Source organism: Marinobacter sp., assembly GCF_040904845.1.
Lineage (GTDB): Bacteria > Pseudomonadota > Gammaproteobacteria > Pseudomonadales > Oleiphilaceae > Marinobacter.
This window is the reverse complement of sequence record NZ_JBBDSR010000047.1, coordinates 1-20686: the sequence shown is the minus strand read 5'-3', so window position 1 is coordinate 20686 and position 20686 is coordinate 1. Positions and strand designations below refer to the sequence as shown.

17 protein-coding genes are annotated in these 20686 nt (G+C 57.4%); 7 read left to right on the top strand and 10 right to left on the bottom strand.

What is annotated here, in order from left to right:
• Positions 1-16 precede the first annotated feature (16 nt).
• The 4 genes from WD429_RS05285 to WD429_RS05270 are packed head-to-tail and all read right to left on the bottom strand — an operon-like array spanning position 17 to position 2803.
• Positions 17-562, bottom strand: coding sequence for a pilus assembly protein PilP (locus WD429_RS05285; RefSeq protein ID WP_368421129.1), 546 nt, complete (start codon positions 560-562; stop codon positions 17-19).
• Between the two features lie 2 nt (positions 563-564).
• A complete protein-coding gene (locus WD429_RS05280) occupies positions 565-1176 on the bottom strand; it encodes a type 4a pilus biogenesis protein PilO (protein WP_368421128.1) in 612 nt (203 codons plus the stop codon).
• On the bottom strand, positions 1173-1739 hold the full coding sequence (locus WD429_RS05275; protein ID WP_368421127.1) for a PilN domain-containing protein: 567 nt from the start codon (positions 1737-1739) through the stop codon (positions 1173-1175). The genes WD429_RS05280 and WD429_RS05275 overlap by 4 nt, the downstream gene beginning before the upstream one ends.
• Positions 1739-2803 carry a pilus assembly protein PilM gene (locus WD429_RS05270; protein WP_368421126.1) on the bottom strand — a complete coding sequence of 355 codons (1065 nt, stop codon included), beginning with the start codon at positions 2801-2803 and terminating at the stop codon, positions 1739-1741. The genes WD429_RS05275 and WD429_RS05270 overlap by 1 nt, the downstream gene beginning before the upstream one ends.
• A 261-nt stretch (positions 2804-3064) precedes the next feature.
• Between WD429_RS05270 and WD429_RS05265 the strand changes: the two genes are divergently transcribed.
• Positions 3065-5491 carry a penicillin-binding protein 1A gene (locus WD429_RS05265; protein ID WP_368421125.1) on the top strand — a complete coding sequence of 809 codons (2427 nt, stop codon included), beginning with the start codon at positions 3065-3067 and terminating at the stop codon, positions 5489-5491.
• A gap of 71 nt (positions 5492-5562) precedes the next feature.
• On the opposite strand, the gene WD429_RS05260 is transcribed toward WD429_RS05265, so the two are convergent.
• Together WD429_RS05260 and rpmE are read right to left on the bottom strand one after the other, a co-directional pair.
• Positions 5563-6828 carry a malic enzyme-like NAD(P)-binding protein gene (locus tag WD429_RS05260; protein ID WP_368421124.1) on the bottom strand — a complete coding sequence of 422 codons (1266 nt, stop codon included), beginning with the start codon at positions 6826-6828 and terminating at the stop codon, positions 5563-5565.
• Positions 6829-7061: 233 nt separating this feature from the next.
• Entirely contained in the window at positions 7062-7283 is a 222-nt protein-coding gene (rpmE, locus tag WD429_RS05255) for a 50S ribosomal protein L31 (protein WP_368421123.1), read from the bottom strand.
• 231 nt (positions 7284-7514) lie between these two features.
• Here rpmE and WD429_RS05250 point away from each other — a divergent pair, with 231 nt between their 5' ends.
• The 5 genes from WD429_RS05250 (at position 7515) to hslU (ending at position 14037) form a co-directional block, all read left to right on the top strand.
• On the top strand, positions 7515-9731 hold the full coding sequence (locus WD429_RS05250) for a primosomal protein N' (protein WP_368421122.1): 2217 nt from the start codon (positions 7515-7517) through the stop codon (positions 9729-9731).
• Between the two features lie 111 nt (positions 9732-9842).
• Positions 9843-11528 carry an arginine--tRNA ligase gene (gene argS, locus WD429_RS05245; protein WP_368421121.1) on the top strand — a complete coding sequence of 562 codons (1686 nt, stop codon included), beginning with the start codon at positions 9843-9845 and terminating at the stop codon, positions 11526-11528.
• 18 nt (positions 11529-11546) lie between these two features.
• Positions 11547-12050 (top strand): SPOR domain-containing protein, encoded by a 504-nt coding sequence (locus tag WD429_RS05240; RefSeq protein ID WP_368421120.1) that lies wholly within the window; start codon positions 11547-11549, stop codon positions 12048-12050.
• Between the two features lie 112 nt (positions 12051-12162).
• A complete protein-coding gene (hslV, locus tag WD429_RS05235; protein WP_368421119.1) occupies positions 12163-12693 on the top strand; it encodes an ATP-dependent protease subunit HslV in 531 nt (176 codons plus the stop codon).
• Positions 12694-12705: 12 nt separating this feature from the next.
• Entirely contained in the window at positions 12706-14037 is a 1332-nt protein-coding gene (gene hslU / locus WD429_RS05230) for an ATP-dependent protease ATPase subunit HslU (RefSeq protein ID WP_368421118.1), read from the top strand.
• 166 nt (positions 14038-14203) lie between these two features.
• Here the strand turns inward: hslU and WD429_RS05225 are convergent, their stop codons facing one another.
• The 3 genes from WD429_RS05225 to WD429_RS05215 all read right to left on the bottom strand — a co-directional run bounded on the left by WD429_RS05225 (position 14204) and on the right by WD429_RS05215 (position 18398).
• Positions 14204-15448 (bottom strand): patatin-like phospholipase family protein, encoded by a 1245-nt coding sequence (locus WD429_RS05225; protein ID WP_368421117.1) that lies wholly within the window; start codon positions 15446-15448, stop codon positions 14204-14206.
• 97 nt (positions 15449-15545) lie between these two features.
• A complete protein-coding gene (ptsP, locus tag WD429_RS05220) occupies positions 15546-17852 on the bottom strand; it encodes a phosphoenolpyruvate--protein phosphotransferase (RefSeq protein ID WP_368421116.1) in 2307 nt (768 codons plus the stop codon).
• Between the two features lie 15 nt (positions 17853-17867).
• Complete coding sequence (locus tag WD429_RS05215) at positions 17868-18398, bottom strand: RNA pyrophosphohydrolase (RefSeq protein ID WP_368421115.1); 531 nt, start codon at positions 18396-18398, stop codon at positions 17868-17870.
• 174 nt (positions 18399-18572) lie between these two features.
• On the opposite strand from WD429_RS05215, the gene WD429_RS05210 reads away from it, so the two are divergent.
• The gene (locus WD429_RS05210; RefSeq protein ID WP_368421114.1) at positions 18573-19229 is read left to right on the top strand and encodes an HAD family hydrolase; all 657 of its coding nucleotides are present in this window, start codon (positions 18573-18575) and stop codon (positions 19227-19229) included.
• A gap of 46 nt (positions 19230-19275) precedes the next feature.
• Here the strand turns inward: WD429_RS05210 and WD429_RS05205 are convergent, their stop codons facing one another.
• Positions 19276-20472, bottom strand: coding sequence for a class I SAM-dependent rRNA methyltransferase (locus WD429_RS05205; RefSeq protein ID WP_368421113.1), 1197 nt, complete (start codon positions 20470-20472; stop codon positions 19276-19278).
• Positions 20473-20686 lie beyond the last annotated feature (214 nt).

Sequence of the window (20686 nt, the reverse complement as noted above, 5' to 3'; positions counted from 1 at the left end):
TTGATCATGCCGCCCCTTAGCCTCCGTCGTCCAGAGACAGGGAACGAGGGCGCTCTACCCACTCCCCCTGACCTTTAGGAACGATTTCGACAAGCTCGACACGGGTTTCACTGATGCCGACAATCCGGCCGTAATTCTGCCCCATGTAGTTGCCAGCACGCACTCTGTGCACGCCACCGGCGTTGTCCCGGATAAGCGCGAACAGTCCCCCGGAGGTATCTGTCAGGGTTCCTACCATATTCAGATCCTTCAGGCCGACGGTTTCCAACACCTCTTTCGGACGATCCAGGTCCGGCTCAACATCGCTCGCCGGTTCGTCGTCCACCATGGTCAGTTGCACATCGATCGGCGGCTCGAATGGAGCCCTTCGATCAGCGGCGGAATAGCTGAATGCCTCATAGGCGTTGAATTCAGGCAAGGGCTCGACGTGCCCCCTTGGCTTGGCCCTGGTGTCAGCCATGAATTTGTCGAGATCCGAGAAGCCGCTGCCCTGGGAACACGCCGTCAACAGGGACACCAGACAGATACCCAACCAGGCTTTTGCCGCATGCTGTTTCGCCATGCTCATTCTCCTGCCCGGTAGCGGTAAGTGCGCGCAACAACCCGCATATCAAGTCGTTCGCCATCACCGCCGGTTGGTGTAATGGTTAGATCGTGCAGAGTTACAATCCGCGGCAAGCTTGCCACGCTGCTCACAAACGACGCCAGTTCGTGGTAGGCCCCTGATACACGGATATTAATTGGCAGTTCTGAATAAAAATCCCGACGCTGTTCAGCTTGCAGTGCCACTTCCTGCAGCGCCAGGCCACTGCCCAGTGCCGTATTGGTGATGTCCTCGAGCAAGCCCGGGACTTCGGTTTCACTGGGCAACTGCCGAACCAGAGCCCCGAAAGTCTCCTCCATTTCTTCCATCTGCGCCTTGAACACATCAAGATTGGCGACCTGGTACGCCTTATCTTCGTACTGTTCCCGGAGGTCCTGCTCAGTGTTCTCCACCCGGTCCAGCTGGCCGTACTGATCTTTCACGAAGAACCAGTAACCACCGCCCAGAATCAGGCCGAAGATAATCAGCGCGACAATCGCCTTTATCGGTGCCGGCCAGATACCCGCATTGTTGACGTCAAGGTCGTTGATATCGAATTCATTGAGGCTTTTGAGTGAGTCCGCGAGGCTCATTGTTTCTCCTCCCCTTCGGGCTCTGGTGTCTGTTGCTGAACCGACAGATTGAACTGACTGTATCCAGCCCGGTCATTATCCGCGGCTGCCACGTTGGACAGGTTAGGATCACTGAACCAGTCCGACTGCTCGAAGCGCCTCATCAGGGCAGAAATCCGGCTGTTGGATTCGGCCATGCCGACGATATCAATCCGGTCTTCTTTCTTCTTAAGATCGGTGTAGAACAGCCCCTCTGGGAGAGTCTGGACCAGCTCATCAAACACCCGCACTATGACCGGACGCTTGCCCTGGAGATCCTGAATAACCTGCATGCGCGACAAAAGCTCGTCGCGCTTTCGCTTGAGGTCTTCAATCTCCTTGATTTGCTCATCCAGTTGCCCGGAAGCGGTTTTGATGTAAGCGTTGCGCGACTGCTGGTAGTCAATGCGACTATCCAGATCAGATTTCCAGAGGAAGGCCAGGCCGGCCGCGATAATCGCAGCCCCCACGATCATTACAATGAACTGTTTCTGCTTCTCCGCACGCAGCTCTTCACGCCAGGGTCTGAGGTTAATCTTTGCCATCAGTCAAAGCCCCTCATTGCCAGACCACACGCAATCATCAGCGACGGCGCGTCATTGCCCAGCGCCGACGCGTTGACTCTTGAACCAATCGCCATATCGGCGAACGGGTTGGCGACCAGCGTCTGAGTGCCTGTTTTTTCTTCAACCATCTCTGTCAGCCCATGAATGGACGCAGTACCACCGGCAAGAACCACGTAATCAACAGCGTTGTACTGGCTCGCACCGAAAAAGAACTGGAGTGCGCGGGCTACCTGTTGCACCACGGCCTCCCGGAACGGAGTCAGTACTTCGGAATCATAATCGTCGGGAAGACCACCCTGCTTTTTCGCCAGCCCCGCTTCTTCGAGCGACAGGCCATAACGGCGCTGAATCTCCTCGGTAAGCTGTTTGCCACCGAAAATCTGTTCACGGGTGTAAACCGTCTTACCTTCCGCCAGAACGCTGAGCGTGGTCATGGTGGCACCGACATCGACAATCGCCACAACAAGCTCTTCACCTTGAGAGTCAAGCTGAGACTCAATCAACGAGTAGGCACGCTCCAGGGCGTACGCCTCCACGTCGACAATTTTGGTTGTCAGCGAAGCGATTTCGAGCGCGTCTTCACGAATGTCGACGTTCTCCTTGCGGCACGCGGCCAGAAGAACGTCGACCTGATCGGGGTTGGTTTCTGACGGGCCCTGAACTTCGAAATCGATGGCGACTTCATCGAGGGGATAAGGAATGTACTGATCCGCCTCCAGAACAATCTGATCTTCCATTTCGAACTCGTTGAGGCCGCCATCCATCTGGATGACCTTGGTAATGACGGCCGAGCCCGAAACAGCCACAGCGACCTGTTTAGCGCCAGTACGTGACTTGGATGCAACACGTTTGAGGACACCCCCAACCGCTTCCACATCCGTAATATTTTTTTCGACAACAGCGTTAGCCGGCAACGGCTCTACTGCGTAACTTTCGACCTTGAAGCGATCCCCTGCCTTTGAGAGTTCCAGCAGCTTCACCGAGCTGGAGCTGATATCCACACCCAAAACAGCACTGGATTTTTTTCCAAACAATCCAAACACGCGCTCACCCTATACCGAGTTAAATGCACCCGGTTACGTAACTTATGTGTTTTTTATTTAAGAGAATTTCTTCAGTTTTCCGTCTACAATGCCAGTTCTTCTTTATTTGAGTAACGTTGCGACGGTGAAGCGACTCATCCTTCCTAAAGCAATTTCTCAAATGATAGACCTATATCCAACAGTTGTCAGAAAAAAATGTCTCATTTGCTGCGTACATCTCGCCTGTTTGCCTGGCTTTTTATCACCGGATTAAGTCTCTCGATGATCGTCGCTTCCGGCTTTTATCTTTACCTTCGCCCCGGACTTCCGCCAGTGGATCAGCTTCTTGATATCAAGTTGCAGACACCGCTGCGGGTCTACAGCGCGGACAACAGATTAATAGCAGAATTCGGTGAAAAGAGAAGGGCACCGGTCACAATCGAACAGATCCCTACAATTCAGTTACATGCCTTTCTGGCTGCGGAAGACTCACGTTTTTACGAACATTTCGGAGTGGACATTAAAGGCCTGACGCGGGCTGCCATCGAACTGGTGTCCACCGGCGCTATCCAGTCAGGTGGCAGCACCATCACCATGCAGGTTGCAAAAAATTACTTTTTGTCACGCGACCGGACGTTTATCCGCAAGTTCAATGAGATACTTCTGGCAATTCAAATAGAACGTGAACTGAGCAAAGAGCGCATACTTGAGCTCTATCTCAACAAGATCTATCTCGGTAATCGCGCTTACGGGATTGCTTCGGCGGCGCAGGTTTACTACGACAAACCCGTCTCAGAGCTTTCGCTGGCCCAGATGGCAATGCTCGCGGGTCTGCCCAAGGCACCCTCCGCCTATAACCCCCTGGCCAACCCCGAGCGAGCACAAATCCGCCGGAACTGGATTCTGGGCCGAATGCGAGACCTCGGGTACATCACCGAAGACGCTCATGAACTGGCCGCAGCCGCCCCCCTTACAGCCAGCTATAACGCTGCCGACACCGAAGTTGACGCTGACTTCGCCGCGGAAATAGCAAGAACCGAGATGGTTCGACGCTTCGGCGATAAGGCATATACCGACGGCTACAAAGTCACGCTGACCGTTGACGGCACCAAGCAGCAGCAAGCGACACTTGCCCTTCGAAACGGCCTTGAGGCCTACGATCGCAGGCACGGCTTTCGGGGGCCTATCGGTCAGATCGACAGAGGCGAGCTGAAACCGGAAAACTTCGAGCGGCTTGCCGCCAATTACCCGAGGGTTGGGACGCTCATCCCAGCCATTGTCACTGGGATTCGGGATGACGACGGCGAAGTCGACCTGTTTGCCCGCACCCTCGGGAAAACGGTCATGCCCTTTGAAAGCATGAGCTGGGCTCATCGCTACCGGACCGAAAACCTGACCGGCCCTGCCCCCGAGAAACCCTCCGACGTCATCAAGCAAGGCGACGTTGTATACGTCAAGCCAGCGGCCGACCCCGCACTGGATGCGATGGATGAGGACAAAGAAGCCAGCGACAACAATGCGCCACAGGTTGACACCATTGACATTCGCAAAGTGGCCTTGGCACAAATGCCTGACGTTGAAGGTGCCCTGATCTCTCTGGATTCCGAAACCGGTGCCATTGAGTCGCTGGCAGGCGGGTACAGTTTTGGCCAAAGCAAATATAACCGCGCAACCCAGGCCAAACGCCAGCCCGGTTCAACCTTCAAGCCCTTTTTATACCTGGCCGCACTCGAAAGCGGCATGACACCGGCGACCATCTACAACGATGCCCCTATTGTCTTCGACGACGATGAACTGGAGAGAGCATGGCGACCTCAAAACGCCTCCGGTCAATTCTACGGGCCTACTCGCCTGCGAAAGGCCCTGTACCTTTCCAGAAATCTAGTGTCCATTCGCCTGCTGAGGGATGTAGGTATCCAGAACACCATTGATTACCTTGATCAGTTGAAGATCCCGACGGATGACATGCAAAAAGATCTGTCCCTTTCTCTGGGCAGCGGCCTGATGACCCCGATGGACCTGGCAAGAGGCTTCGCCGTGCTTTCCAATGGCGGATACGATGTTCAACCCTACCTGATCACCAGCATCCGCGATGTAAACGATGAGGAGATCTACCGGGCACCTGAGGTTTTGCTTTGCGACAAGGATTGTGACGAGAAGGAAGTGCAGGCCAAAAAAGAAGAAGCCGATGACGACGAACCTCAAGCGGTCCGCGTTTCCCGTCGTCTGGCTGACGAGCGGTCCGTGTACATCCTTCAGTCCATGATGCGGGATGTCATCAGGAGGGGCACCGGCCGCCGTGCCATGTCACTCGGCCGCGAAGATCTGGCAGGTAAAACCGGCACCACCAACGAGCAGCGGGATACCTGGTTTGCCGGCTACAACCACAGCATGGCAACAACGGTCTGGATTGGCTTCGACCAGCCTGCGCCCCTCGGCCGCCGCGAATTCGGTGGCACCACAGCGTTGCCGGTCTGGGTGGACTACATGGAAGTCGCCCTGAACGGCACTCCCAGTTCGCTGATGCCGCGACCCAATGGCATTGTGAGCGTCCGGATTGATCCGGAAACCGGAAAACGCGCCAGACCAGGCCAGGATGGCGTATTTGAAATATTCCGGGAGGAAGACGCACCCCCACCGCTCGACCCGAGCGAGGAATCTGGTGGAGGGGAAAATGGGGATGACGACCTGTCCCGACAGATCTTCTGATCAATCAGCAGACACAAAAAAACCGGCGGGATCACCGCCGGTTTTTTTGTGCACCGCTTACGGCCATGGGCTTAGATAATATCGTCCATAGACTTGAGCGGATAGTGAGCCGGATAGGGGTTGCGAGCAACACCAGAATCCACGGCCGCACGAGCAACCGCCGCCGGAACCACTTCCAGCAGGCGCACATCCATCGGCTTGGGAATAATGTACTCCCTGCCGAACTCGAAGGCGGCCACGTCATAGGCTTCGCAAATTTCCTGCGGCACCGGCTCTTTCGCCAGCTCACGAATGGCATGAACCGCAGCGACCTTCATTTCCTCATTGATGGCGGTGGCACGAACGTCCAGAGCACCACGGAAAATGAAAGGGAAACCCAGCACATTGTTCACCTGGTTCGGGTAATCCGAACGCCCAGTCGCCATGATCAGGTCATCGCGGGTTGCCAGGGCAACTTCCGGGCTGATCTCGGGGTCCGGATTGGAGCAGGCGAACACGATCGGGTTCGGTGCCATCAGCTTCAACTGATCGGCTGTGACCAGATCCGGGCCAGAAAGGCCCAGGAACACGTCTGCACCGTCCATCGCATCATCGAGGGTTCGCTTGTCGGTGTCGTTAGCGAACATCGCTTTGTACTGATTCAGATCATCACGACCAGAGTGGATCACACCCTTGCGGTCAAGCATGAAGATGTTTTCAGAGCGAATACCGCAGCTGATCAGCAGCTTCATGCAGGCAATCGCGGCAGCACCTGCACCCAGGCACACCACTTTTGCGTCTTCAATTTTCTTACCCTGAAGTTCCAGAGCGTTAATCATACCGGCCGCGGTTACGATGGCGGTGCCGTGCTGATCATCGTGGAAGATGGGCACACTGCATTTCTCGATCAGCGCACGCTCGATCTCGAAACACTCAGGTGCTTTGATGTCTTCCAGGTTGATACCACCGAAGGTATCGGCGATACGCTCTACGGTTTCAATAAACGCCTGCGGGCTTTCGGAATTGACCTCAATATCGAAGACGTCAACACCGGCAAAGCGCTTGAACAGTACGCCTTTGCCTTCCATCACCGGCTTGCTCGCCAGCGGCCCGAGGTTACCCAGACCAAGAATGGCCGAGCCGTCAGAGATAACGGCTACCAGGTTACCCTTGGCAGTGTATTTGTATGCGTTCTCGGGGTCCTTCGCGATCTCGCGGACCGGTTCGGCAACCCCGGGGCTGTACGCCAGGGAGAGGTCGCGGGACGTCTGGGTCGGCTTGGTGATTTCAACACTCAGCTTACCAGGCCGCGGCTTGGCGTGATATTCAAGGGCTGCTTCTTTCAGATCTTGAGACATTGCCACTGTTCCGTTTGTCACGTTTAAGAGGTAATACATCCGTCGGGGCCTGCCCCAACGAAGCGCGACATTATGGCGCGAAGGCGTGGATCAGACAAGGGCCAACTGCCTATTCCGTGAACAGTCAATAGTGCTAATTGCGTATGGAATGCAGACAAGCCGCAGCAACGGCGATGATCATGGCACAAAAAAAGCGCCCGTCGGGCGCTTTTTTTGTGCAGGTCCAGGCTGGCTCAGTCTTTCTTGCCACCGATACGACCGCCGAAACGCTTCTGGAACCGGTCGATACGGCCGCCGACATCCATCACTTTCTGCTTACCAGTATAGAAAGGGTGACACTGTGAACATACGTCCAGAGTCAGGTCCTGGGTAAAGGTAGAACGGGTTTTGAGAACGTTACCGCAGGAACAGGTAGCGGTAATTTCGGCATACTTGGGGTGAATACCTTCTTTCATGGCGAACCTCTGTCGGTCATGCCGCTACCTGATCACGGGAGCTCAACGCTCCGGGTGCCAGGCACCGCATGTTTGAATCAATTGAGAAGACGGGGCACAATCATGCCCTGTCAGAAACAGACCGCGAATCTTACTTGCAAACGCCAATTCAGGCAAGCCCCTATTGCCGGTCCCCGGCCTGCATCGCGGCCCTGGCTGCCGCCACGACACCATCAAGGATACGCAATTACCGTGACAGCTTCACCCCAGCGGAACCCCGGCTTAGCCGGAATCCCACCAGCCACCGCGCGTATTGCCCTGAATCGTCCCCTGCGGCGACTGTTCGACTACCAGATACCGAACAACCTCAAGCTGGAACCAGGCCAGCGGGTGCGCATCCCTTTCGGGCGACAATCCGCCACTGGCCTAGTGGTCGACACTGGCGTTACGCCGCCGGAGGGCATCCGCCTCAAGCCTGTGCAGTCTGCCCACGAACCCTGGCCTGCGTTGCCACAGGAAACGTTCCGGCTATTGAGCTGGGCTGCCGACTATTACCAGCACCCGCTGGGAGAATGCCTGTTCACGGCGCTCCCCCCGGCCCTGAGACGGGGGCGGCCGGCCGCAGAGAAGCAAGACCCCTGGTGGCAGGCCAACGGAGTGCCCGAAGCACTCCCGGCAAACGCCCACCGCCAGAAATCTCTGCTGACCTGGCTGCACAAACACCCCAGCGGTGCGCCGGCATCGGCCATCGTCGCCGCCGGTTACACCCAGAGCCAGCTACGCACGTTGCTGCAGAAGGAGCTGGTCACACAGTTAAATGAAGCGCCCTCCACTGTCGAGCCCACCGAGAGCGCCCCTGAACTGCCCGGACCGAACCTGTCAGCGGCCCAGCAAGTCGCGGCAGACCAGATTCCCAGTGCCGAATCAGGATTCAGCGCATCGCTGTTATACGGAATCACCGGCAGCGGAAAAACCGAGCTCTACCTGCACTACCTGAAACGGGAGCTCGGGCCATCGTCCCAAGGGTTGGTGCTGGTCCCCGAGATCAACCTGACACCGCAGACCGTGGCACGCTTCCGGCACTACTTCGGGGACCGTATCGTGGTGTGGCACTCCGCCCTGAATGACAGCCAACGGCTTACTACCTGGTTAAAAGTGAGACGGGGGGAGCCGGTTATCCTTATTGGCACACGATCTGCGGTACTGCTGCCTTTTACCCATCTCAAAACCATCATTGTCGACGAAGAACATGACAGCTCATACAAACAGGGAGAAGGCTTCCGCTACTCAGGCCGGGACGTGGCCGTCTACCGCGCTCACCTGAATCAGTGCCCGATCATTCTCGGCTCTGCCACACCGTCCCTGGAGTCGTACCACAATGCACTGTCGGGTAAATATCGGCTGATCCGGCTCGAAGAGCGGGCCGGTAATGCCCAACCTCCGGCGATCAGCTTACTGGACATCCGCAGCCGACCACTCGAAGGCGGCCTGTCCCGACCCGCACTGCAGGCCATCGAACGGTGCCTCTCAGCCGGACAGCAGGCGTTGGTCTTTGTAAACCGGCGGGGATTTGCGCCGGTGATGATGTGCTTCGACTGCGGCCACATGGTGGAATGCCCACGATGCGACACTCGCCTGACCTACCACCGCCGTGACCGGGCCATGCGCTGCCACCACTGTGATTACCAGACCGCAGCCACGGAGACCTGCCCCAAATGCCAGAGCGACGCCTTTAAACCGGTAGGGCAAGGCACTGAACGCACCGAAGACATTCTTACCGCACAGTTTCCAGACACACCGGTTGTCCGCGTCGACCGTGACAGCACCCAACGTAAAGGCAGCATCCAGAGCATCCTCAAACAGGTGAACACCGGCAAGCCGTGCATTCTGGTCGGTACCCAGATGCTGGCCAAAGGCCATGACTTTCCGAACGTCACCCTGGTGGTTGTGGTGAATGCCGATGGCGGGCTGTTCAGTGTCGATTTCAGAGCCCCCGAGCAGCTCATACAGACCCTGCTGCAAGTCAGCGGCCGGGCGGGTCGCGGTGAGAAATCCGGCAAAGTGCTGGTGCAGACCTGTCACAGCGACCACCCTATTCTGTCATCCCTGTGCGACGGCCACTATCTGACCCTGGCGGACCAACTGCTCGCCGAACGCGAAGAAAATCAGCTCCCCCCGTTTCGGGCCATGGCTATTTTCCGGGGCGAAGCAGACACAATGGAAAAAAGTCTGCAACTGCTGGACACCCTGAAACCCAAGGTCCGCACTTACGGCATCGAAGCATGGGGACCGCTACCGGCCCTGATCGCCCGCCGCGCCGACCGCCACCGTGCGCAATTGGTGCTGTGCTGTGACAACCGCAAACAGCTGAACCACGCCCTCGGGCACCTATGCCAGGAGCTGGATCAGCAAAAGCTGCCCGCAGGCCTCAGATGGATGATTGACGTGGACCCGCAGGAGACCGGGTGATCTTCACCGGCTTTTTGCTTGCGGCACTCGTTTCCGCGATAATACCCACCTTCGATTCCCGGCGGCTTCCGCCATATTCCAATTCTCTGGCAAACCGAGTCACCCGACAGCATGAAAGAGACCGTATCAGACCTGCTCCAGTCTGCGCTGGCGACGCTGCAATCCGAAGGCACGCTGCCTGCAGACCAGTCGTTCAATCCGCAAGTTGGCAACACCAAGGACAAGTCCCACGGCGATTACGCCTGCAATATTGCCTTGGTCGCAGCCAAATCGGCAGGCTGCCCGCCACGACAGTTGGCGGACGCACTGGTTGAGCGACTTCCCGCGAGCGATGCGGTCGAGAAGGTCGAGATTGCGGGACCCGGTTTCATCAACTTTTTCATGAGCACCTCAAGCGCCTTCGGTGTGGTCAGCACCATTCTTGATGAAGCCGCCCAGTTTGGCCGTAACGATCAGGGGCAAGGCGAAAAGGTTCAGGTCGAGTTTGTGTCTGCCAACCCGACCGGTCCGTTGCACGTGGGTCACGGCCGTGGTGCGGCCATTGGCGACTGCCTCTGCCGCCTGCTGGAAGCCAATGGGTATAACGTTACCCGCGAGTTCTATTACAACGATGCGGGTGCGCAGATCAACAACCTGGCGATGTCTGTTCAGTCCCGGGTCAAAGGGCTGACACCAGAGGATTCAAACTGGCCTGAGGATGGCTATCGGGGCGGCTACATCATCGACGTCGCCAAGGCTTACCTTGCAGGCGAAACCATCACGGCGGACGACCGCCAGGTGACTGGCCAGGCGGACCCGGACGATCTGGACGCCATTCGCGAATTCGCCGTGGCCTACCTGCGCCGCGAGCAAGACCTCGACCTGAAAGCCTTTGGCGTAAAATTCGACGTTTATTTTCTGGAATCGTCGCTGTACGAGGAAAGCAAAGTGGAAGCCACCGTCAAACGCTTGCAGGACAATGGCTTCACTTACGAGCATGACGGAGCCCTGTGGCTGAAAACCACCGAGTTTGGCGACGATAAAGACCGCGTCATGCGCAAAAAAGACGGCGGATACACCTATTTTCTGCCGGATGTGGCCTACCATCTGGACAAATGGCAGCGCGGCTTTACCACGGTCATCAATGAGCAAGGTGCCGACCACCACTCTACCGTGACCCGCGTGCGCGCAGGCCTGCAAGCTCTGAAGTCGGGCATTCCCTCCGGCTGGCCAGACTACGTTCTGCACCAGATGGTGATGGTCACCCGCTCGGGCCAGGAAGTGAAGATTTCCAAGCGGGCGGGGAGTTACGTCACGATACGGGATTTGATCGACGAAGTGGGCCGAGACGCCACACGCTTTTTCCTGGCGGCCCGCCGGGTGGACTCCCAATTGACCTTTGACATCGATCTGGCCCGGTCACAGACCAATGAAAATCCGGTTTACTACATTCAGTATGCCCACGCGCGCATCTGCAGCGTGCTGCGCAAACTGTCTGAAGAGGGCGTCAGCCGCGGCTGGAACGAGTGCAAGGGTGATCTGTCACTGCTGACCCTGGATGAAGAAAAAGACCTGGCCAACCAGCTGGCGAAATACCCGGAGCTGATTGTCAATTCCGCTGCACAGCGGGAACCCCACCACCTGACGCACTACCTGCGGGACCTGGCGGGGCAGTTCCACACCTACTACAACGCGCACAAAGTGCTGATCGAAGATGCGGACGTGCGCGACGCCCGCATCAGCCTTTACCTGGCGGTGCGACAAGTCATTGCCAACGGCCTTGATCTGCTGGGCGTCAACGCGCCCGAAGAAATGTAACAGAGGATACATCAGCACATGTCATTGAAGTGGATTCTGTCTCTCGCGGCGGTCGGTGGATTTATCGGCTTTATTGCCTATCTGAACTCTTTGCCCTCTCCGGAGCAGGCGCATCAGGAAGCGGCAAAACCGGTCCCGACAGCACCACCTGCAGCAGAGCAGGATACCGCCGCTGCCGAGAAGGAAAAGCAGCGCTATCGGTTTTATGACATCCTGCCAGAATCGGAAGTGGTGCCCCCCAAGGTCAATGAATATACCCCGGGGACGGCGGCCAGGGACTTCACTTACCTGATTCAGTCGGGCTCGTTCCGCAGCCAGAAAGATGCGGAACGCCAACGAGCCCAGATCGCGTTTCAGGGCCTGCGCGCCAATGTCCAACAGATCGATCTGGATAGCGGCAGCACCTGGTATCGGGTCAACGTGGGGCCATTTAAGTCCCGCAGCCAGATGAATTCCGCCATCGATAAGCTGGTAACGATCAACATCGAACCGCTGGTGCGAAAAATCCCGAATGAGGGCTGACCCGCCCTCATTTAATGACTAACAGGTCATCCCGCTACCACCACCCTTGAAAAACCCTCGCCCGCCTCCATAACTGCTGAATACCGTTTTTCATCAGGCAACTGGAGCCCACATGACTACCATTTTGTCCGTCAGGCGCGATGACGAAGTCGCCATGGGTGGCGATGGCCAGGTTTCTCTTGGCAACACCGTAATGAAAGGCAATGCGCGCAAGGTTCGCCGCCTGTACAACGGCCAGGTTCTGGCTGGGTTCGCCGGCGGTACCGCCGATGCCTTCACCCTGTTTGAACGGTTTGAAGCCCAGCTGGAAAAGCATCAGGGCAACTTGACGCGGGCCGCCGTAGAGCTGGCCAAAGACTGGCGAACAGACCGCGCTCTGCGCAAACTCGAAGCACTGCTGGCGGTCGCGGACAAAACCGCCTCGCTGATCATTACGGGTAATGGTGATGTGATTGAGCCGGAACAGGGGCTGATCGCCATTGGTTCCGGCGGCCCGTTTGCCCAGGCTTCGGCCCGTGCCCTGCTTGAGAATACCGACCTGAAGGCAAGTGAGGTGGTCGAGAAAGGCCTGGATATCGCGGCCGACATCTGCATCTACACCAACCACAATCGTACTTTGGAAGTGCTTTCCGCCAACGACTGATTCGGAGCCACCATGTCGTCAATGACTCCCCGTGAAATTGTTCACGAGCTCAACAAACACATCGTCGGCCAGGAAGAGGCCAAGCGGGCAGTTGCCATCGCGCTGCGCAACCGCTGGCGTCGTATGCAGCTGGACAGCAGCCTGCGAGACGAGATCACCCCCAAGAACATTCTGATGATCGGCCCCACCGGCGTGGGCAAAACTGAGATTGCGCGCCGCCTGGCCAAACTGGCCGACGCTCCGTTTCTGAAAGTGGAAGCCACCAAATTCACCGAAGTGGGCTACGTCGGTCGGGATGTGGAGTCGATCATTCGAGATCTCGCAGACATGGCGGTGAAGATGCTTCGCGAGAAAGAAAAGAAACGCCATGAGCACCGCGCTCAGGATGCGGCGGAAGAGCGCATTCTGGATGCCCTGCTGCCCCCGGCCCGGGATTTCAAGGAAGACAGCCAGCGCACCGACGGGGATTCGTCCACCCGTCAGCTGTTCCGCAAAAAATTGCGGGAAGGCGAGCTGGACGACAAGGAAATCGAAATTGATCTGCGCAGCGGCGGAGCCGGGGTGGAGATCATGGCACCTCCTGGCATGGAGGAGATGACCAACCAGCTCCAGAATATGTTCTCCAACATGTCTTCTGATAAGCGCAAGACCCGCAAGATAAAAGTAGCGGATGCCCTGAAGCAGGTTCAGGACGAGGAAGCCGCCAAACTGGTGAACGAAGAGGAAATCAAGCAGAAAGCGGTGCAGTCCGTTGAGCAGAACGGCATCGTGTTTCTTGACGAGATCGACAAGGTGGCAAAACGCTCAGAGAACACCTCATCCGATGTGTCTCGCGAAGGCGTGCAGCGCGACCTTCTGCCGCTGATCGAAGGCAGCACCGTGAGCACTAAATACGGCGCGGTTCGCACTGATCACATCCTGTTTATTGCCTCTGGTGCGTTCCACTTGTCCAAGCCGTCAGACCTGATACCAGAGCTTCAGGGCCGGCTGCCCATCCGTGTTGAGCTGCAAGCGCTCACGCCAGAGGATTTCAAACGCATCCTCACTGAACCGGACGCCTCTCTGGTTCAGCAGTACGAAGCATTGATGGGCACGGAGGGCGTGAAACTGACGTTCGCAGAAGACGCCATCCACCGAATCGCCGAGGTGGCCTGGAAAGTGAACGAAACCACCGAGAACATCGGTGCGCGTCGCCTGCACACGGTCCTTGAGCGTTTGCTGGAAAGCCTCTCCTACGAAGCTGGTGACAACGTCACCGACGGCTTTGAGGTCACGGCCGCGTTCGTGGATGAGAAGCTTGGAGAGTTGGCGGAAGATGAAGATCTGAGCCGCTATATACTCTGATGCCGGTGTCGGATTACGGCTTCGCCTAATCCGACCTACAGAGATAGCAGGAAGTCGTAAAATCGGATTACGGCGTTGCCTAATCCGACCTACAGGGATCGTGTGCGGTGGTATGTGTAGGTCGGATTAGCGCAGCGTAATCCGACGCATTCTCCGGATAAAACGGCTACTGTGCCTTCGAGAACAGGTGGGTGACGTTTTCCAGGCCAGTCACCAGTTTCCCCTTCTGCGCTTGCTTTTTGCGCCCCTTTGCAACGTACAGCGGCAGCATCTCGCCATACAGGCTGGTGCTGATCGTGCGTTGCTCATCTTCCAGACGATCCCGGCGTAGTTTGATCCCGTATTTTGCCAGCTTTGGCTCCAGCTCATCGGCACGGGCCAGCAGATCTCTGCGCGTCATCTGATAGGCGTGTTCGCACACCATTCTGCGAGACTGGAAACTGAAGACGTTGGAGAAAAACAGCTTGGCGTCATCGCGGGTCGGTTCAAACAGCAGGATATCCTTGTCCGGGTAATCCCGTGCGTACTGGGCGATGCCCGACTGCATGCGGGAATACACCATGGTCCGGAACATCTGAGACAGCAGGTTGGGCATACCAGAGCGGGTCAACTCCCCCGGCTTCATGGTTCCCGCCCGGACCGCTGCGCTGGCATCGATGGGCACCTGAGGATTGACGGCAAACACCAGGTCAGCACCGTCTTCAAACGCCACGGAGGCGTGGAGCCCTTTGCGAAGCGTGCCGTCCACGTAGTATCGGCCATCAATGTTTACCGGCACGTACAGCCCCGGTGATGACGTGCTGGCCTGAATCGCACGGGAAATGGGCACATGATCGAACCCCGGTGCACCAAAACAGACGGCCTCGGTGCTTTCCACATCCGCTGCGACTATGTAGAGGCTGCGCTTCAATTGGCGGAAATCGTTGGTGCGCCCCAGCATGGTGAAGGCCCGCTGGAGGTATTCGTGAAGCCCCGCATTATCAAACAGGCCTGCCGGCGCTGCCTGAGCAAGAACGGTCATGGCTTCCAGCAGGCTCTGATCGTAAGGGTTATTAACGAACCGGCGCACGGCGGTGGTCACCAGGCCCGGCACGGCGAGTAGCCGGCTACCGAGCTCGCGAAACGCAGGGCGGTAAAACACCTCGGGATGAAAAGGGTGAACCTCAGCCTCGTTGCGCACGAAAATACGACACAACTGGGCCGTGGTCATCTGGTTGGCGAGATTGGCTGCGACAAAGGAGCCGCCATTCACCCCAACGTAAACGTCGATATTGTTGAAGTCGAGGCCATCCAGCGCCTCATCCAGCGCCCGCAAGGCACCAATCTCATAAATCCCGCCCAAGGGGCCGCCACCGCCGAGGGCAAGGCCGATGCGGGGTCTGGATTTGATGTCCGTGGTCGCTGAGGTCATACAACATTCCCAGTCAGGTGCCAGTGGGTTCAGTGCCTACACCGTAGCAACGGTTTTTAGAGTCCACACCCTATAAAATGGTTTAGGCAGCCGTCACTTACAATAAGGCCCGCTCGGCCAGTGCCGTCGTGGTCGACTTTCCGGGCCGCAGGTAACGCGCGAAACCCGCGTTCCGCAGGGCAAGATCGACGCAACTCTTGATCACATGGGGAGAGTCCAGCAACAGCACATCTTCCAGCAACTGGCTGGCCCACTCACGGCCCACGCTACGAATCACCGATTTCACCTTAGGCAGGCTGGCAGCGTTCATCGACAGGGAGTCATAGCCCATGGCCATTAGCAGCAAGGCACCGCCCGGGTCGCCCGCCAACTCGCCGCATATACCCACCGGCTTACCAACCGAGTGCGCGTCCTGAGCGATGCGCACCAGCGCCTGCAGAACGGCAGGGTGGTAGGAATGGTAAAGCTGCGCCACGCGGGGATTGTTACGATCAACGGCTAGCAGATACTGGGTCAGATCGTTGGAACCGACCGAGAGGAAGTCGACCCGGTCCGCCAGCTCCCGAATCTGATAGACCGCTGCAGGAATCTCGACCATCACGCCGACCTTCGGCATGTGGATGTCGTAACCCTCTTCCCGGACTTCATGGTATACCCGGTAAATCAAGTGGAGAGATTCCTCGACTTCAGAAATGTTGCTGATCATCGGCAACATGATCTGCAGGTTGTTCAGGCCTTCGCTGGCCTTGAGCATGGCCCGGACCTGAACCAGGAAGATCTCGGGGTGATCCAGGGTAACCCGGATACCCCGCCAACCGAGGAATGGGTTTTCCTCCTCAATCGGGAAATAGGTCAGTGATTTATCACCACCAATGTCCAGTGTGCGCATGGTAACCGGGCTGGGGGCAAAGGCTTCGAGCTGTTCCCGGTAGTATTCACGCTGTTCCTGCTCGGACGGGAAGCGATCCTTGATCATGAAAGGCACTTCGGTGCGGTAGAGGCCAATGCCCTCTGCACCGTGATTCAGAGACCGGACAACGTCGGTCATCAGGCCGGTATTGACCAACAGCGAAACGCGATGACCGTCGGTGGTTTCACAGGGCTTGTCGCGAAGGACTTCCAGCCCCTTGATCAGCTCATCTTCTTCGTCGCAGATTTCCTGGTAATAGGCCCTCAGGTCCTCCGACGGCGAGGCAAAAATCTGGCCTTCGAATCCGTCGACAATAAGGCTCCGGCCATCAAGCTGGTTAACCGGAATATCCACCAGCCCCATCACCGTAGGCACACCCATGGCCCGCGCCAGAATGGCAACGTGTGAGTTGCTGGACCCCTTGACCGAGACCAGGCCGACCAGCTGCCCTCGCGGAACCTCCCCAAGCATGGCTGGCGTCAGCTCCTCGCTGACCAATATGGTGCGCTCGGGATAGACAAGATCTTTCTGTTCACCTTCCTGGAGATGAGACAGCAGCCGACGGCCCAAGTCACGGATATCGACCGCCCGCTCCTGCAGGTAGTGGTCATCCATCATCTCAAAATGGCGAATGTACTGCTGAACCACCTGTTTGAGAGCACCCTGAGCCCAAAACCCCTCGCGGATTCTGTTGGCCACCTCGCCGGGCATGGCGTCATCACCCAGCATCCGCAGATACACATCAAACAGCGCCTGCTCCTCCGGGCGCAGCTGGGAGGCCAAACGCGCGGCGACCCGTTCGATATCCTCACGCACAGCGGTTACCGCACCAGCGAACAGTCCCAACTCAAGGTCAATGTCGTCGGTTGGCTTCTCCGGAACCACATCAAGGTCCGCCGCCGGATAGACCACCACACCCTTGCCGATCGCCACTCCAGGCGCACCCGGCACACCGCTGAAACTGACGTCGGTGGCTTGTTCCCCGGTGGGAGACAGCCCGCTGATGGCACCGGTAGCTTCACTGTGGGCAATCACGCCTGCCAACTGTGCGGAGACCGTCACCAGAAAGGCTTCTTCGCCTTCGTCAAAGCAGCGGGAGCTCTCCCGTTGCTGGACAACCAGAACCCCCATCACACGCCGATGGTGAATAATGGGCACACCGAGGAACGAGCGGAAGCGTTCTTCGCCGGTTTCCGGGAAATAACGATAGCGGGGATGGGATGGCGCGTCTTCCAGATTGATTGGCTCCTCGCGAGAGCCAACCAGACCAACAAGGCCCTCGGAATAAGCCAGGCTGACCTGCCCCACAGCTTTGCTGTAGAGGCCTTCGGTCGCCATCAGAATATAACGATTGGTCGCAGGGTCCAGCAGGTAAACAGAACAGACCTCCGTGCTCATCGCTTTTTGCACACGCGATACAATGATCTCCAGCGCTTCCTGCAGGTCGCGGGCGCTGTTTACCTCTTGTACCAGATTTCGCAGTATGCTCAGCATGGCGGTTTCAGCCCGTCATTTCTGTTGATCCTTTAAGCGTCGATTCTGCTCGTGCCGATGCCACAGTTCCATGTTATGGAACAGTCGCGGCGCGAGTTCCCTCAACGCACGTCTGTACACTTCACGCTTGAATGAGACCACCTGCCCCAAAGGGTACCAATAGCTCACCCATTGCCAGCCGTCGAATTCCGGCGAGTCGGTGCCGTCCACGCACACTTGCGCATCCGGCGATAGCATCCTCAGCAGGAACCATTTCTGTTTCTGTCCCACGCAGACCGGGTGCGAGTTATGCCGCACCATCCGCCGCGGAAGGCGATACCTGAGCCAGCCCCGGGTACAGCTGATGATTTCCACATCCGCCGCGTTAAGGCCCACCTCTTCCCCCAGTTCCCGATACAGCGCTTCTTCCGCTGACTCGTTATGATTAATACCGCCCTGAGGGAATTGCCAGGAGTCCTGCCCGATTCGCCTTGCCCAGAGAACTTCACCCCTGTGGTTGGCCAGAATGATTCCGACGTTGGGTCTGAAACCGTCTGAGTCGATCACGGCACAGTCCTCTTAAAAGTCGGCAGACCGGTACAAAAATTGACCGGTCGGAATTGTCCAAGTTGCTCTCATTCTTACAGAAACCCAAGGGTTCGGCAAACGAAGCCGGCGCTGATTTGCCATGGTAGACTGTCGCCTTTCCTGCAACCCCTGCCATGACCGGAGGTAACACCCTTGACGCTTGCGATTTTTGACCTAGATAACACCCTGCTCGCCGGTGACAGCGACCACGCCTGGGGCCAGTTTCTGGTGGAGGAAGGCGTTGTAGATGCCGAGGAGTATCGTAAGGCCAACGACCGCTTTTACGAGGAATACCTCAACGGCGAGCTCGATATACTGCATTACCTGGGCTTCGCCTTGCAGCCTCTGGCAAAGCACGACATGGGCGACCTGCTCGCCTGGCGCGAACACTTCATGGAGAAGAAAGTCCGCCCCATGATGCAGAACAAGGCGTTCCGGCTACTGGACAAACACCGGGCTCAGGGTCACACCCTGATGATCATCACCGCCACCAACCGCTTCGTTACCGAGCCGATTGCCGCGATTCTCGATATTGAGCACCTGATCGCAACCGAGCCGGAACTGGTCAATGGCCGCTACACCGGTGAAGTCGCGGGCGTTCCCAGCTTTCAGGACGGCAAAGTAACTCGCCTTGACGACTGGCTGGCGTCGAACAACGAGACGCTGGAAGGTGCATGGTTTTACAGCGATTCCCACAATGACGCGCCACTTTTGAGGAAAGTCGACAACCCGGTGGCCGTTGACCCGGACCCGACGCTGGAGAAACTGGCGAGAGAAAGTGGCTGGAAGATAATGTCTCTTAGAGACTAACTGCCACATTTTGGGCTCACCAGCGGGCTTCCACCGAACCTGAAGGCTAAAAGAAACCAGTCAACGACCGAACAAAGCACGATTTGATGTAATCTGTCTCTGGAATACCCGGAATCACCGGATGGTCCGGTGCCTGATGGCCCTGCTCCAGAAGCTGGACGAAACGATCAATCTTGCGGCCGCTGCCGCGAATGATATCGATCAGCTTATCCTGAGAAAGATGCATCGAACAGGACGCAGACACCAGCAGACCATCACGCTCCAGCAGGCGCAGCCCCAGCTGGTTCAACCGTGCATAGGCCTGCTCACCGGCCTTCTGGTCACGGCGGCGGGGAATCAAAGCCGGTGGATCCAGCACCACAATATCGAACTTCTCCTTCTCATCCGCCAGCGCCTTCAGTGCCTCAAACGCATCCCCCTCAAGGGTTTCCACGTTATCCAGACCATTCAGCCGGGCATTATGGTGAACCGAATCAATCGCCGACGAAGAACTGTCCACACAGGTTACCTGGCTGGCCCCCGCACAGGCCGCCTGAATGCCCCAGCCACCCACGTAACTGAACACATCCAGCACCCGCTTACCCGGCGCATAAGCCTGCAGCCGCTGACGATTCATGCGGTGATCGTAGAACCAACCGGTTTTCTGGCCGCCTTCCAGCGGTACTTCGAACCGAACGCCGTTTTCCTCCACCTTCAGCAAACTGGTTTCAACCCCGTGGGCCTGCTCGACATAAGTGTCCAGCCCCTCCACCTTGCGCATCTTGCCGTCGTTTTTCAGAATGATCGCCGCCGGGTGCGCCAGGCGCTGCACCGCCCGAACAATCGCATCCTTCATCAGCTCCATACCGGCCGTGGAAATCTGCACCACCACCGTGTCATCAAAACGATCAATCACCAGCCCGGACAGCCCATCGCTGTCACCGAACACCCAGCGATAGAAGGGCTTGTCGAACAGTCGATCACGTAATGCCAACGCAGACTCCATGCGCTGGGTAAGCCGCTGCGGCGTCATGCCATGGCCGGCATCCCGACTGATCAGCCGCCCGCAGATCAGCGCATGTGGGTTCACAAACACCGTCCCCATAGGCTTATCGTTCGACGCCCGCAACTCTGCCTGCACACCGGCTTCAAAGTCGGTTAACGGGGAGCGCTGGATATCCACTTCGTTACTGTAGACCCAAAGGTGACCGGCTTTCAGCCTGCGCTCAGCGCCTTTGCGGAGATAAAGGACGGGGAAATTCATAAAGGCTACCTAATGGATTACAAAAGAAAGGGGCAAGGATTATACATGAGCAAACGAATCCAACGCTGCAGCCGGGGGTTTGAGTCGGTCGGCCCTCCCAAAACTGTGCGGAGCCATGGATGGCGGAGCCCAAGCGCCCCATGGATGGGCTTGAGCGTGTTTTGGAAAGGGCTTTCCTCTTGGGTTGTTTCCCCCAAGCCAGGACTCCCGAAGG

What these genes read in the sequence shown, in the direction of transcription:
- WD429_RS05285 (WP_368421129.1), bottom strand. Translation starts at nt 562, where the DNA reads ATGGCGAAACAGCATGCGGCAAAAGCCTGGTTGGGTATCTGTCTGGTG.
- WD429_RS05280 (WP_368421128.1), bottom strand. Translation starts at nt 1,176, where the DNA reads ATGAGCCTCGCGGACTCACTCAAAAGCCTCAATGAATTCGATATCAAC.
- WD429_RS05275 (WP_368421127.1), bottom strand. Translation starts at nt 1,739, where the DNA reads ATGGCAAAGATTAACCTCAGACCCTGGCGTGAAGAGCTGCGTGCGGAG.
- WD429_RS05265 (WP_368421125.1), top strand. Translation starts at nt 3,065, where the DNA reads ATGATCGTCGCTTCCGGCTTTTATCTTTACCTTCGCCCCGGACTTCCG.
- WD429_RS05260 (WP_368421124.1), bottom strand. Translation starts at nt 6,828, where the DNA reads ATGTCTCAAGATCTGAAAGAAGCAGCCCTTGAATATCACGCCAAGCCG.
- rpmE (WP_368421123.1), bottom strand. Translation starts at nt 7,283, where the DNA reads ATGAAAGAAGGTATTCACCCCAAGTATGCCGAAATTACCGCTACCTGT.
- argS (WP_368421121.1), top strand. Translation starts at nt 9,843, where the DNA reads ATGAAAGAGACCGTATCAGACCTGCTCCAGTCTGCGCTGGCGACGCTG.
- WD429_RS05240 (WP_368421120.1), top strand. Translation starts at nt 11,547, where the DNA reads ATGTCATTGAAGTGGATTCTGTCTCTCGCGGCGGTCGGTGGATTTATC.
- hslV (WP_368421119.1), top strand. Translation starts at nt 12,163, where the DNA reads ATGACTACCATTTTGTCCGTCAGGCGCGATGACGAAGTCGCCATGGGT.
- hslU (WP_368421118.1), top strand. Translation starts at nt 12,706, where the DNA reads ATGTCGTCAATGACTCCCCGTGAAATTGTTCACGAGCTCAACAAACAC.
- WD429_RS05225 (WP_368421117.1), bottom strand. Translation starts at nt 15,448, where the DNA reads ATGACCTCAGCGACCACGGACATCAAATCCAGACCCCGCATCGGCCTT.
- ptsP (WP_368421116.1), bottom strand. Translation starts at nt 17,852, where the DNA reads ATGCTGAGCATACTGCGAAATCTGGTACAAGAGGTAAACAGCGCCCGC.
- WD429_RS05205 (WP_368421113.1), bottom strand. Translation starts at nt 20,472, where the DNA reads ATGAATTTCCCCGTCCTTTATCTCCGCAAAGGCGCTGAGCGCAGGCTG.